Origin of the sequence: Acinetobacter sp. UBA6526, assembly GCF_002434875.1 — a bacterium.
GTDB classification, from domain to species: Bacteria; Pseudomonadota; Gammaproteobacteria; order Pseudomonadales; family Moraxellaceae; genus Acinetobacter; species Acinetobacter venetianus.
In genome coordinates, this window is the sequence record NZ_DJLC01000232.1 from 44,110 (window position 1) to 56,982 (window position 12,873).

14 protein-coding genes are annotated in these 12,873 nt (G+C 40.0%); 8 read left to right on the top strand and 6 right to left on the bottom strand.

From position 1 onward, the window contains the following. Positions 1 to 60: 60 nt before the first annotated feature. Positions 61 to 1,587, bottom strand: a complete 1,527-nt coding sequence (locus tag B4237_RS15880; protein WP_004878771.1) for an acetyl-CoA C-acetyltransferase — start codon at positions 1,585 to 1,587, stop codon at positions 61 to 63. A 224-nt stretch (positions 1,588 to 1,811) separates the two neighbouring features. Between B4237_RS15880 and B4237_RS15885 the strand changes: the two genes are divergently transcribed. The 3 genes from B4237_RS15885 to B4237_RS15895 all read left to right on the top strand — a co-directional run bounded on the left by B4237_RS15885 (position 1,812) and on the right by B4237_RS15895 (position 5,457). Further along, positions 1,812 to 3,203, top strand: a complete 1,392-nt coding sequence (locus B4237_RS15885; RefSeq protein ID WP_004878773.1) for a 3-oxoacyl-ACP reductase — start codon at positions 1,812 to 1,814, stop codon at positions 3,201 to 3,203. 66 nt (positions 3,204 to 3,269) lie between these two features. Next, positions 3,270 to 4,124, top strand: coding sequence for a MaoC family dehydratase (locus B4237_RS15890; protein WP_007480252.1), 855 nt, complete (start codon positions 3,270 to 3,272; stop codon positions 4,122 to 4,124). A gap of 79 nt (positions 4,125 to 4,203) precedes the next feature. After that, on the top strand, positions 4,204 to 5,457 hold the full coding sequence (locus tag B4237_RS15895) for a serine hydrolase domain-containing protein (protein ID WP_278596143.1): 1,254 nt from the start codon (positions 4,204 to 4,206) through the stop codon (positions 5,455 to 5,457). Here the strand turns inward: B4237_RS15895 and B4237_RS15900 are convergent. Next, positions 5,454 to 5,978 (bottom strand): GNAT family N-acetyltransferase, encoded by a 525-nt coding sequence (locus tag B4237_RS15900; RefSeq protein ID WP_278596144.1) that lies wholly within the window; start codon positions 5,976 to 5,978, stop codon positions 5,454 to 5,456. The two genes, B4237_RS15895 and B4237_RS15900, sit on opposite strands and share 4 nt — an antisense overlap. After that, a complete protein-coding gene (locus tag B4237_RS15905) occupies positions 5,979 to 6,563 on the bottom strand; it encodes a TetR family transcriptional regulator (RefSeq protein WP_004878778.1) in 585 nt (194 codons plus the stop codon). A 126-nt stretch (positions 6,564 to 6,689) separates the two neighbouring features. Between B4237_RS15905 and B4237_RS15910 the strand changes: the two genes are divergently transcribed. After that, positions 6,690 to 8,180, top strand: coding sequence for an MFS transporter (locus B4237_RS15910; RefSeq protein WP_278596145.1), 1,491 nt, complete (start codon positions 6,690 to 6,692; stop codon positions 8,178 to 8,180). 40 nt (positions 8,181 to 8,220) lie between these two features. Here the strand turns inward: B4237_RS15910 and B4237_RS15915 are convergent, their stop codons facing one another. Both B4237_RS15915 and B4237_RS15920 read right to left on the bottom strand, forming a co-directional pair. After that, the gene (locus tag B4237_RS15915; protein WP_278596146.1) at positions 8,221 to 8,814 is read right to left on the bottom strand and encodes a Maf family protein; all 594 of its coding nucleotides are present in this window, start codon (positions 8,812 to 8,814) and stop codon (positions 8,221 to 8,223) included. After that, positions 8,814 to 9,197, bottom strand: coding sequence for a DUF2237 family protein (locus B4237_RS15920; RefSeq protein WP_004878785.1), 384 nt, complete (start codon positions 9,195 to 9,197; stop codon positions 8,814 to 8,816). The genes B4237_RS15915 and B4237_RS15920 overlap by 1 nt, the downstream gene beginning before the upstream one ends. A 139-nt stretch (positions 9,198 to 9,336) precedes the next feature. On the opposite strand from B4237_RS15920, the gene B4237_RS15925 reads away from it, so the two are divergent. Both B4237_RS15925 and B4237_RS15930 read left to right on the top strand, forming a co-directional pair. Then, positions 9,337 to 10,524, top strand: a complete 1,188-nt coding sequence (locus B4237_RS15925) for a phosphoglycerate kinase (RefSeq protein WP_286943916.1) — start codon at positions 9,337 to 9,339, stop codon at positions 10,522 to 10,524. A 153-nt stretch (positions 10,525 to 10,677) separates the two neighbouring features. Continuing rightward, the gene (locus tag B4237_RS15930) at positions 10,678 to 10,920 is read left to right on the top strand and encodes a hypothetical protein (RefSeq protein ID WP_278596147.1); all 243 of its coding nucleotides are present in this window, start codon (positions 10,678 to 10,680) and stop codon (positions 10,918 to 10,920) included. 47 nt (positions 10,921 to 10,967) lie between these two features. Here the strand turns inward: B4237_RS15930 and B4237_RS15935 are convergent, their stop codons facing one another. Next, entirely contained in the window at positions 10,968 to 11,351 is a 384-nt protein-coding gene (locus B4237_RS15935; RefSeq protein ID WP_019384175.1) for a hypothetical protein, read from the bottom strand. Between the two features lie 197 nt (positions 11,352 to 11,548). Between B4237_RS15935 and B4237_RS15940 the strand changes: the two genes are divergently transcribed. Together B4237_RS15940 and B4237_RS15945 are read left to right on the top strand one after the other, a co-directional pair. After that, a complete protein-coding gene (locus tag B4237_RS15940) occupies positions 11,549 to 12,127 on the top strand; it encodes a nitroreductase family protein (protein WP_278596148.1) in 579 nt (192 codons plus the stop codon). A 39-nt stretch (positions 12,128 to 12,166) separates the two neighbouring features. Further along, the coding region (locus B4237_RS15945; RefSeq protein ID WP_286943919.1) for an NAD(P)H-dependent glycerol-3-phosphate dehydrogenase at positions 12,167 to 12,873 on the top strand (707 nt) is incomplete at its 3' end.

The window sequence follows — 12,873 nt, forward strand, 5'->3', positions numbered from 1 at the left end:
TTAGAATATAAAAAAGGGACTAAATCCAAAGATTTAATCCCTCTTGAGTCTAGCTAGTAATTATTTTTCAATAATTGCTGTTACGCCTTGACCACCAGCAGCACAGATCGAAACTAAGATACGGCCTGAACCTTTTTGGTTTAAGATTTTTGCAGCAGTCGCGATGATACGACCACCAGTAGCAGCGAATGGGTGACCCGCAGCTAAAGAAGAACCTTTAACGTTTAATTTGCTACGATCAATTGAACCTAACGGTGCATCTAAACCTAAACGCTCTTTACAGAATTTCTCATCTTCCCAAGCTTTCAATGTAGAAAGAACTTGTGATGCAAATGCTTCGTGAATTTCGTAGTAGTCAAAATCTTGAAGTTTAAGACCAGCGCGTTCAAGCATACGTGGAACTGCATAAGCAGGCGCCATCAATAAGCCTTCTTTCTTGCCAACGAAATCAACCGCAGCAGTTTCAGAGAACGTTAAGTAAGCAAGGACTTCGTGACCATTTGCTTTAGCCCATTCTTCAGAAGCTAAAAGCACGCATGAAGCACCATCAGTAAGAGGAGTAGAGTTACCCGCTGTCATTGTTGCAGCTTCGCCTTTACCAAATACTGGTTTTAACTTCGCTAATTTCTCAGCAGTTGAGTCAGCACGTAAGTTGTTGTCACGGCTTAAACCTAAAAATGGTGTAATTAAGTCATCGAAGAAACCTTCTTCGTATGCTTTTGCCATTTTTTGGTGAGAAGAAGCAGCTAAAGCGTCTTGATCTTCACGAGCAATACCCCATTCAAGCGCAGTGATTGCTTGATGGTCACCCATAGATAAACCAGTACGTGGTTCACCATTTTTAGGTGCATCCATAAGATCTTTAACATTGATCTTAGAAAGTGCTTTTAAACGGTCTTTACCAGTTTTAGCGATGTTAAGCTCAAGTAAAGCTTTACGTAAACCATCACCAAACGCTATAGGCGCGTCAGAAGTCGTATCTACACCACCTGCGATACCTACTTCGATTTGACCTAATGCAATTTTGTTTGCAACTTGGAATGCTGCTTGTAAACCAGTACCACAAGCTTGTTGAAGATCACAAGCTGGAGTTTCTGGAGCAAGTTGAGTATTCAATACACATTCACGAGTCATATTGAAATCACGGCTGTGCTTTAATACTGCACCAGCAACAACTTCACCTAAGCGTTGACCTTGTAGGTTGAAACGCTCAACCAAACCATTTAATGCAGCAGTAAACATGTCGATGTTTGAAGCTGTAAAATAAGCGCCGTTTGAACGAGCAAATGGAATACGGTTACCGCCTATAATGGCAACACGGCGAACAGTGTTTTGGCTCATGGTTTTATCCTGTTGAACAGAAGGTTTGGTTGTTTTAGCTGGCGCTGCTTTTGTAGATGTAGAAGAAGCAGTGCTTTTCGGACTACGAGTAGTAGCACGCGTACGAGTCGTTTTAGGTGTCGTGCTTGCTGCTTTAGAGGTCGTGCCAGCAGTTTTACGTGTAGTAGAAGCTGCTTTTGATGTATTTGACACATTTTCTTCAGCAGAATTCTCGACTGCTGGATTTTCTTGAGTTGTTTTGCTCATAAGGCTTTTCCAAGCATAATTGCGATATTCTTGTGACAACAATACCATATTTACAATACTGCTGTATTGACTAGAATGACGCTGTAGACCACATTCAGGTCAAGACATCAGAACATGAACTCAAGTATGATTTATGACGAGTCAATCAAACATTGATTTCATGTAATTTGATTAACATGATGCATGTGTTTGTAAAAAATTCATTTGTATGAGAGATAATAATCATGACCGATCAATACCAAGCATTTACACAATCGCCTTTGGGTAAATTTGTTGTAAAAAATTTAGGTTTACCATCGCCAGTAACGTTAGATCGTTTTGAAAGTGCTCAACCTGTTGTGAATGGTGCAGTATTGCTTGGCGCAGCGCCTTCAAGCACGATTTCTGCTGCTATTGCTCAGGTTCTTAGCAATATCCATGCAGATAGCTATGTGGGTAATAATGTTGAATTACAACAAACCGCAGCGAAAGTTGGTTTAAACCTTCGTCCTTTAAATGCAGATGATAAAGAGTCTAAATTTAAAGCAGTTGTATTTGATGCTTCTGGTATTCAAGATTCAGAACAACTTAAAGAGTTGTATAACTTCTTTAACCCAATTGCTCGCCAGATTTCTAGTTCTGGTCGTGTAATTGTAATTGGTACAACGCCTGAAACTGCAAAGACAGTGAAACAAGCGATTGCTCAACGTGCGCTTGAAGGTTTCATTAAATCAGTTGGTAAAGAGTTCAAAAAGGGTATCACTGCTCAAGTTGTTTATGTAGACCAAGGTGCAGAAGCAAACCTTGAATCTACGTTACGTTTCTTAATTTCTCCACGTTCTGCTTATGTTTCAGGTCAAGTGGTTCGTGTTTCTAAAGCAGACGTTGTCGATCTAGACTGGGCGAAGCCACTTGCAGGTAAGACTGCATTAGTGACTGGTGCAAGCCGTGGTATTGGTGAAGCAATTGCAAACGTACTTGCTCGTGACGGCGCACACGTAATTTGCTTGGATGTACCACAACAGCAAGCTGATCTTGAGCGTGTTGCAGGTTCAATCGGTGGTTCTGTATTGGCAATTGATATTACTGCTGCGGATGCTGGCGAGAAAATCAAAACTGCTGCTGCAAAACAAGGTGGTTTAGACGTTATTGTTCACAATGCTGGTATTACTCGTGACAAAACTTTGGCAAACATGAAGCCAGAGCTTTGGGACTTAGTTATCAACATTAATTTATCTGCAATCGAACGCGTTAACGATTACTTACTATCAAATGATGGTTTAAATGCAAATGGTCGTATCGTTTGTGTATCATCAATCAGTGGCATCGCTGGTAACTTAGGTCAAACTAACTACGCTGTTTCTAAAGCGGGTGTTATTGGCTTAGTGAAATTTACTGCGCCTACATTGAAAAACGGTATTACGATTAATGCTGTTGCGCCTGGTTTCATTGAAACTCAAATGACTGCTGCGATTCCTTTTGCTATTCGTGAAGCAGGTCGTCGTATGAACTCAATGAACCAAGGTGGTTTACCTGTAGATGTTGCAGAGGCAATTGCTTGGTATGCATCTACTGGTTCAACAGGTGTTACAGGTAACGTTGTTCGTGTATGTGGTCAAAGCTTATTAGGTGCGTAAGCATTAGGGTTTTGAAGAGGGGTGCTTGTGCATCCCTTTTTTATAAAAAATATCAAAAGGTTGATTATGAACACACGTCATTTTAGTGAATTACCAAAACCTTATTTGGCTTATCCAAAAGTTATTCAGGGTTTAATTTTTAAAAAGCCAAAAGGCGAGAAAGTATTACCACAAGTTGAGTATGTGGTGGATACATTAAAAATTGATACCAAGCATTTAGAAAGCTATAACGAAATCTGTGGTTTTAAAAATGATGGTTTTGTGCCTGCGATCTATTTAGCCGTACTATCTCAAAGCCTACAAATGCATATGATGACAAGCGAAGCTTTCCCATTTGCAATTTTAGGTTTAGTTCATATCCGCAATCAGATCAAACAAATGCGTAAAATCGGTGTGAATGAACAAATCACATTGTCATGCAAGTTTGGTGAGCTGAAACCACATGATAAAGGTTTACAGTTTGATTTCATTACGACGGCGAAGGTCGGTGGTGAAGTTGTGATGGAAAGCCTGACAACATATCTGTCACGTCAGAAAGTTGAGAAAAAAGCGGCTGAGAAAGCGAAAGACACTCAAGAGCCAGCTTATCAACCGCAGGCTGAATGGAATATTTCAGAAAATACAGGCCGTCGCTATGCGTTGATTTCAGGTGATTTCAACTTAATTCATATTCATGCGGTGACTGCAAAAGCTTTTGGTTTTAAACAAGCAATTGCACATGGTATGTGGAGCAAAGCAAAAGCTTTAGCAAATGTGCAGCTTCCAGATGCTTATGAAGCAGACGTATGGTTTAAGCTACCAATGTACTTACCTTCAAAAGTTGAATTTTTAACTGCTACAGATGCTAAGCAGACTGACTTTTTAATTCGTAATGTTAAATCTAAAAAGCCACACGTTGCTGGTACTGTAAAAGCAATCTAAGCCATTATTCATATGTTCAATATCCCTTTTGTTCGCAAGAGGGATATTTAAAAATATAAATATCATAAGGATGCGTACATTGATTAAAGAGATTTTATTTGCCGACACACATAATTATCATGGCAATGTTGATGACCGTTTTGTTGATCTAGCAACACAATTTAGCCGTTTACAAGATGCGCGAAGTCATCAAGGCGGTGCGGCTTTAGTGGTGTATTTCAAAGGCCAAAAAGTTGTTGATATTTTCACAGGTAAGAAATCTCAGGATGAAGCTTGGCAAGCAGATACTTTGTCGATGTGCTATTCAACAGGAAAAGGAATTTTAGCCACGCTTGCACATATTTTAGTGAGCGAAGGCATACTGGAATATGATCTACCGATTGCACATTATTGGCCAGAGTTTGCACAGAATGGCAAGCAATGGGTCACAGTCCGTCATGTACTTTCTCATCAAAGCGGATTGTTTGATATTCGAAATACCATTGAGACAGCAACAGAAATGTTGGATTGGTCGCATATGCTAGATGTTATGGCTGCTGCTACACCACGCTTTTCAGCAGGACAAAGCTTTGCTTATCAACCGCTCACCTATGGTTGGATTATCGGTGGTGTCCTTGAGAAAGCAGTGAAACAACCTTTAAGTTGGCTCATGCAGCGCTATCTTGTGCAGCCACTTGAACTTGATGGTGCATATTTTGGTACGCCAACTTCGGAGTTGGGGCGTGTCGCACGGTTATTAGAGAAGCCTAAGTCTCAATCTCAAGCAAAACCGCAAGTACAAAAGCCTCAAGCCGCTCGTAAAACATCTTTATCAGAAAGATTGTTAGAGTTATCTGGGCAAAGTCCACAAGATTTCCAAGATGCGATGATTCCAAAAGGGATGCGTAATTTTAGTTTTTATAGTGATGCGGGTTTACAAGCGGTCATTCCTGCTGCAAATGGTGTTTTCACTGCAAATAGCCTTGCAAAAGTATACGCAATGCTTGCTAATCAAGGACAGTGGCAGGGGCAACAACTGATTTGTCCAGAAGTCTTTAAGCAATTGAGTACGGTACAAAGCAAGACTCGTGATCGAGTGATGCCGATTCCTATGCATTGGCGTTTGGGTTATCACCGTATCCTAACGATGGGCAAACGTGCGCCGCATGGTTTCGGTCATGTTGGTTTTAATGGTTCAGGTGCATGGTGTGATCCAGATCGAGAACTAAGCTTTGCTTATACGCACAATTTTAATATTACTTCAGCTACAGGCGATTATCGTTTGTGGGGCTTGAGCCAAGAAACTTTACGTTGTGCAGATGAAATTCTAAAAGGAAGAAAAGGCTGGTTTTAAGTGAATTGGTCTAAATACGGGGGAATATGATAAATGACAGCGTCATATTTCCTCTCAGTCTTTTTATCTACAACTGCGCCACCTAAAAACTCTGCAAGTTTCCGACTTGCAATATTATGAATGGCAACGGGATACAAGAAATATTTAGGTTGTATTTTTTCAGAAGCCCAGTGGAAAACTTCGTAAATCGACTCTTTGGCAAAACCTTGATTGTGATAGTCTTCTCTGATCCACAAACCTAGCTCTGGTGTGGGTGTTTGGGCACGATGTACACCAATCAGACCAATAAAAATATGCGTTTCTTTACACCGCAAAACAAAGTGATAATCAGTATTCTCTGATTCGGCTAGCAGCCATTGCTGTGCAATTTGTTCTAATGCTTCAAAATTTTCAGCAGGTTCCCAAGCCATATAGCGAGTTAAGGTTTTGGTAATACGAGGGTATATATCTACTAGATCATCCATTTGAAATAGAAATAGATTGACTCTTGAGCTTTGTAATATTGGTAATGTGTAATTCATTTAATTTCTAAATAGCTCTGCTTGTAAAATAGCTTCGGTATGGCGTTTAAAGTCTGCATCATTTAGACCATTCAGTCCTAATTTATATATACCTTCTAGACCGCAAACAAAAGCAATTAATCGCCAAGCAATGTCTTGGCTATCTGATTCAAAGTTAAATTCACCTTGGTTTTTACCCTCATTAATCATTCGGACAATTGAGCGATGCCAATCTTGCATCGCTAGATTATAGGCATGTTTGATTTCTGAATCTTGATCAATCAGGATTTCAGCTTCATTCCACAGACGGAGATAAGGCTGAATTTGCTCAATATTTTCACAACCCAATAAAAGAGAGACACGTTGTAGATAATTTACAGTATTTACTTGGTCTTCAATTTCATCGAGTTGTTGCATAAGTTTGATAAAAGCTTCTGCTTTAAGGTGAGAATTTGATGCAAAATGGTGATGAACTTGTCCTGTGGAGGTTTGTGCTTCGGTTGCAATACGGCGAACAGTCATCGCTGAAAATCCTTCATTTAAAGCAACATGCATGGCTGCTTGTAAAATCATTTCTCGGCGTTGTTCTCGATTTAAATAAGCCATTTTTCTGACCAAAACTCGTTTTGTAAAAACAGATACAAATTAACTTATATTTTAAAGTTGGACAAGTGTTCAGTTCTGCTTATAATTGCACCAATTTGAACATCTGTCCAAAATATAGAGGCATTTATGTCGCGCAAGTGGTTAATTCTTGCAATCATCGTATTGATCTATCTTCCTGTTTCGATCGATGCAACTGTTTTACATGTCGCTACACCAACATTGAGTGAGTCACTTGGATTATCGGCAAATGAGATGTTGTGGATCATTGATATTTATTCACTGGTTATGGCTGGGCTTATTTTGCCAATGGGGGCCTTGGGTGATCGCATCGGTTTTAAACGATTGATGCTTATTGGTGGTCTATTATTTGGTTTAGCGTCTTTAGCTGCTGCATTTTCACCAACAGCTTTGACTTTGATTGCATCAAGGGCATTACTTGCCGTTGGTGCAGCAATGATTTTGCCAGCGACTTTATCTGCTGTACGTAATACTTTTTTAGATGAGAAAGAGCGTAACTTTGCTTTGGGTATTTGGGCGACTGTAGGTGGTGGTGGCGCAGCCTTTGGCCCATTGCTTGGTGGTTTTTTACTTGAGCACTTTCATTGGGGCTCAGTTTTTTTGATTAATGTGCCAATTATGCTTGCAGTATTAATCATGACAGCTTTAATAATTCCAAAGCAGGCAGGGCAACCCAAGCAAAGCTTGAACTTATTGCAAGCGCTTATTTTAGTTGTGGCTATTCTAAGTATGATTTATGCCATTAAATCAGTGCTGCATGGCTTTTCAATTTGGTCGGTACTGATTTTTGCTGTGGGTCTGGGTTTGTTGGTTGGGTTTGTACGTAAACAGTTAATTTCTGATGCTCCAATGATTGATATCCAATTGTTTAGGCATCCTGTGATTGCGACAGGCGTCATCATGGCCATTTTATCAATGATGGCTTTGGTTGGGTTTGAGCTATTAATTTCTCAAGAATTACAGTTTGTTTACCAGCTTTCACCACTTGCGGCAGGCGCATTCATCTTGCCATTTATGATCGCCATTAGTTTGGGTGGGCCAATTGCAAGTTTGTTGGTGAATCGCTTTGGTCTTCGCTCAGTTGCATCGCTTGGTATGTTAATGAGTGCGATTAGCTTATGGGGATTGGCGCATACAGATTTTATGAATGCACAAATATCGGCTTGGGCATGGATGGTAGTTTTGGGCTTAAGTGTGGAAATTGCATTATTGTCGTCTACCTCAGCAATTATGTCTTCTGTACCTCCGAGTAAAGCGACAGCAGCAGGAGCAATCGAAGGAATGGCATATGAATTAGGAGCTGGTCTGGGAATTGCCTTTTTCGGTTTGATGCTTTCATGGTTTTATGCCAATTCAATTATTATTCCAAATGAGTTGCCACATGCATTGATTGAGCAGGTCAGTGGTTCAATCGGAGAGGCAATGCAAGTCGTCAAACAGTTACAGCCTGCGCTTGCTGAAACAGTCATTGATGCCGCGAAACAAGCATTCAGTCAATCACACCGTTCTGTTCTGAATGTCGCTGCATTCCTGTTTTTTATATTGTCTATCTTTATTTGGTTTGCTTTACCAAAGCAAATCACTGTTGTTGAAGAATAAAGATTACCCTTAGTTTGATCATTCAAGCTAAGGGTAATCTTCACGGAGCATTTAATTCGAATTTCCGCAAAATCTTGCATAACTGAATCATAGGTAGCCCCATCAACGTGGTTTGATCATCACCCTGCATTTTCTCAAATAAGCTAATACCCAAGCTTTCACATTTAAAACTGCCTGCACAATGCAAGGGGTGATCTATGTCAATGTAGCGTTCGATTTCAGCTAAAGTGAGTTCTCTGAATTTGACTTGATAATGTTCTACAAGCGTGGTTTCAAAGCCAGATTGCAAATGTTGAACACTGAGCGCCGTACTAAAAAACACAGTTTTCCCTGAGTTTTTTAGTAATTGTTGAATGGCATTCTCAACAGTTAATGGTTTACCAATAAAGTCATAGGGTGCATGTTCACGCCACGCCACTTGATCAGAGCCAATGACAATGGCATTAGGATGCTCTGCAGAAATAACATGAGCTTTCTCATATGCCAATCGTTTAGCTAAATCATCAGCATGTAATTCACCCATTGCAGATTCATCAATATCAGGTGCAATACAACGATAGTCCAAACGTAAACGATCCATCAAATCTTTACGGGTTTGGCTACTAGAAGCCAAGATCAATTCTAATGGCTTCATTAGACTGCATATTCCACAAGAATATTGAGAGGCACATAGTGTAGTACCGCATTATGGCAAGCATTTAGCTTAATTGGAGGAGCATGTCCTGCTTCATATGCTTCAACCCAACGGGTCACACAGATACACCAGAAGTCACCTGGTTTTAGGCCAGGGAAACCTACTTCGGGTAATGGCGTAATTAAGTCATTGCCAACTTTTTGTGAGAAATTAAGAAAATCTGAAGTCATTTGGGCGCACATGGTGTGCTGACCTAGATCAGTAACTGCCGTATGGCAAAAACCGTTACGAAAATACCCAGTGATTGGGTCATAACAACAGCTGGATAAAGGTTCGCCAAGCACATTTAAGCGATTAATTTTAGGATCTGGATGAATAGACATAATAATATATAGATTTAATGACGATGATTATCATAATCAAAAGTGAAGCTTTAGACAGCTTTTCTGCAAAAAAACTCACCTTTATTTCAGAGAATCATTTAAAATTGTGCCGTTTTTAAAATCAACTAGAGAGCCATCCATGAATTTTCAGCGCATGACTGACCTTGATTTAGCAGGTAAACGTGTTCTTATTCGTGAAGACTTAAACGTTCCTGTAAAAAATGGGGAAATTACTAGCGATGCACGTTTACGTGCTGCATTGCCAACCATTAAAGCTGCTTTAGAAAAAGGCGCAGCAGTTATGGTGTTTTCTCATCTTGGTCGTCCTGTAGAGGGTGAGCCAAAACCAGAACAATCACTTGCTCCTGTAGCTGCGTATTTAACAAAAGCTTTAGGCCAAGAAGTAAAATTATTTACTGATTATTTAGATGGTGTTGAAGTCGAAGCAGGTCAAGTTGTATTGCTTGAAAACGTTCGTTTCAATCATGGCGAAAAGAAAAATAACGAAGAGCTTGCTAAAAAATATGCAGCACTTTGTGACGTATTCGTCATGGATGCATTTGGTACAGCACACCGTGCAGAAGCTTCAACTGAAGGTGCAGCACGCTTTGCTCAAGTTGCTGCGGCGGGTCCTTTGTTGGCAGCTGAATTGGATGCTTTAGGTCGTGCAATGCAAACACCTGAAAAGCCAATGGTTGCAATTGTTGCGGGTTCTAAAGTTTCAACCAAACTCGATGTACTGAATTCACTTTCTACAATCTGTGATCAATTGATCGTCGGTGGTGGTATTGCAAACACATTCTTAGCTGCGGCTGGTTTCAATGTGGGTAAATCACTTTACGAAGCTGATTTAGTTGAAACAGCAAAACAAATTGCTGCAAAAGTAAGTGTGCCATTACCAACTGATGTCGTGGTTGCTGATGCAACTCAAATTGACTTCAGTGACTTTTTGGGTTCTTTGGCAAGTGCTCAAGCAGTTGTTAAGAAAGTAGAAGATGTTGCTGATACTGACATGATTTTAGATGTTGGTCCTGAAACTGCAAAAGCTTTTGCTGAGATCTTAAAAACTTCAAAAACGATTCTTTGGAATGGCCCAGTAGGTGTATTTGAAGTTGATCAATTTGGTGAAGGGACGAAAGCACTTTCATTGGCGATCGCTGAATCTGCTGGCTTCTCAATTGCGGGTGGTGGTGATACGCTTGCTGCGATTGATAAATATGAAGTTGCTGATCAAATTGGTTATATCTCAACTGGTGGCGGTGCTTTCTTAGAATTTGTAGAAGGCAAAACTTTACCTGCTGTTGCTGTTTTGCTTGAACGTGCTTAATTGCGTTAATTGATTGATTTACAATAAAAGATAGAACTAAAGAGCTGATGTAAATCGGCTCTTTTACTTTTGCATTACAAAGTAGTCATAAAATTGTCATATATTTGCAATATGATTGTCATCAACTTAACCAAGTAACTGTGGAAAGCCGTGATGAAATTTAAATTAACTCTTGCCGCTTTAATCATTGCACCAATCATGTTAACTGCATGTGCAAAAAAAGAAGAAGCGAATAACGCTGAACAGCAAGAACAAGCAGCTTCAACTGTAGCAACACAGACTACTCCAGAACAACAAGCTGCGATCGATGCGATCGATAAACCGAATATAGATGAAAAGAATACTGATGTTGTAGAAGGTGCAGCATCAGAAGTAGCAACGAGCGAAGCTCAGTAAGCTATTCTGACATAAAAAGCCGATGTGATTACATCGGCTTTTTTTATTTAAGCATTTGGTTTGCAGTAGAATGTTAGGGTAGTTTGATAATCATCATCTTTAGCCAAAGACGCATTTTTACCAGTCAATGTTCCAATGACACCTGCGGCGGCTTCAACCATTTTCCCTGTTTGCTCATCGACTACACCTTTTAATACACCTTGATAAGTCGTTTTCTCATCAACGACGACAGGTGAGGTATTTTTAGTACACGTTTTTTGCGCTGCACTTACTGCATTATTTTTTGAAATGAGATTAGTTTTGCCAATTCCAGTCACTTCATATTGGTTATTTTCTTTTTGAATCGCGATGGTGTTGGTTGGTGTCGAGGCGCATGCCGTTAATCCAAGTGCTAAGCCACCTAATACACTCATCATCAAAGTTTTTTTCATTGCTTTTTCTCTAGTTACTACATAATTGTTTTATTTGAACATACAACTTTTGATTGCTTTAGCTGATTATGTACAGTTTATGCTGAGGGTCTGTTAAATTTTTAAAATTGATCGTGAAGCGCGTAGGGGATCAGTAGTGGAAATTAGATATATTATGCTAATCTAGCGAAATCCTTGTGTTAGTTAGATTCATGTCAATGACGGACTCAAATATCGAGACAATTCATCAAAATATCCATCAACGTCAATCTATTGGTCAACTCGTTGAGCCAGCTCCAAATTCAGAACAACTCGAAAAAGCTGTCCAAGCTGCATTAACTGCACCAGACCACCATCGTTTGAAACCAACTTGTTTTGTGATTATTACTCCAGAGCAAAGGGCTGCATTTGGTGAGCAGTTAGCCAATGCTTTAGCTGATTTAGGTGAGACAGATTCATCTCAGTTGGACAGGGTAAAACAACATCCGTTCCGTGCTCCGATGTTAGTACTCGCTTTAACTACGATACAAGATCATCCTAAAGTTCCTCATTTTGAACAGATTCTCAGTACAGGTGCTGCGATTCAAAACTTCTTGCTTTCTTTACAAGCGCAAGGTTTTGCAAGTATGTGGCGTTCTGGCGCAGTGGTTGAATCAAACTGGTTAAAACAGCAACTTGGCTTAAAAGAGCAAGATATTATTGCAGGCATTATTTATGTTGGAACGGCTGCAAAAGTAATTCCACCACGCGCTGAAATTGATAGCCAAGCATTCATGAAAACATGGCAAGCGACTTAAAATTTTTTTAGATTTAAAAATAGAGTTTCAGGATAAAAAATGACAGAGTTAAAATTTAGTGATTTAGTTGAGCCTGTTGCGGTCGATCAAAAAACAGCATTAAGAATCACCGTGTTGGGTGGCGGCAGTTTTGGTACTGCTATGGCAAATTTAGCAGTACGTAATGGTTGCGATACCATGATTTGGATTCGTGATGCTGCTGCGGCTGAAGAGATCAATCAAACGCATATCAATAAACGTTATTTACCTGATTATCCATTAGAACCTGCATTACGTGCAGTTGCCGACTTAGAGCTCGCAGTAAGAGATCGTGACATTATTCTTGTTGCAATTCCGAGTCATTCATTCCGTGATGTATTAAAACAAATTGCGCCGTTTATTACCTCGCAAGCTGTGGTTTCACTCACGAAAGGGATTGAAGCAAAAACTTTTAGCTTCATGAGCGATATTATTCGTGAAGAATTACCTGAAGTCCCTTATGGGGTTTTGTCGGGTCCGAATTTGGCAAAAGAAATTATGGCCGGTATGCCATCAGGTACAGTGATTGCGAGTGAATCTGAATTGGTTCGCTATGCTGTGCAGCATGCATTGCACAGTGCTTTATTTCGTGTGTTTGGTAGTGATGACGTACATGGTGTAGAGCTTGGTGGTGCATTAAAGAATATTTACGCCGTGGCGATGGGAATGGGTGCGGCATATAACATTGGTGAAAATACCAAGAGTATGATTTTGACCCGTGCTTTGGC

Coding starts and splice junctions, on each gene's coding strand:
- B4237_RS15930 (WP_278596147.1), top strand. CDS start 10,678: ATGAAATTTAAATTAACTCTTGCCGCTTTAATCATTGCACCAATCATG.
- B4237_RS15925 (WP_286943916.1), top strand. CDS start 9,337: ATGAATTTTCAGCGCATGACTGACCTTGATTTAGCAGGTAAACGTGTT.
- B4237_RS15910 (WP_278596145.1), top strand. CDS start 6,690: ATGTCGCGCAAGTGGTTAATTCTTGCAATCATCGTATTGATCTATCTT.
- B4237_RS15885 (WP_004878773.1), top strand. CDS start 1,812: ATGACCGATCAATACCAAGCATTTACACAATCGCCTTTGGGTAAATTT.
- B4237_RS15935 (WP_019384175.1), bottom strand. CDS start 11,351: ATGAAAAAAACTTTGATGATGAGTGTATTAGGTGGCTTAGCACTTGGA.
- B4237_RS15890 (WP_007480252.1), top strand. CDS start 3,270: ATGAACACACGTCATTTTAGTGAATTACCAAAACCTTATTTGGCTTAT.
- B4237_RS15905 (WP_004878778.1), bottom strand. CDS start 6,563: ATGGCTTATTTAAATCGAGAACAACGCCGAGAAATGATTTTACAAGCA.
- B4237_RS15940 (WP_278596148.1), top strand. CDS start 11,549: ATGACGGACTCAAATATCGAGACAATTCATCAAAATATCCATCAACGT.
- B4237_RS15915 (WP_278596146.1), bottom strand. CDS start 8,814: ATGAAGCCATTAGAATTGATCTTGGCTTCTAGTAGCCAAACCCGTAAA.
- B4237_RS15920 (WP_004878785.1), bottom strand. CDS start 9,197: ATGTCTATTCATCCAGATCCTAAAATTAATCGCTTAAATGTGCTTGGC.
- B4237_RS15900 (WP_278596144.1), bottom strand. CDS start 5,978: ATGAATTACACATTACCAATATTACAAAGCTCAAGAGTCAATCTATTT.
- B4237_RS15880 (WP_004878771.1), bottom strand. CDS start 1,587: ATGAGCAAAACAACTCAAGAAAATCCAGCAGTCGAGAATTCTGCTGAA.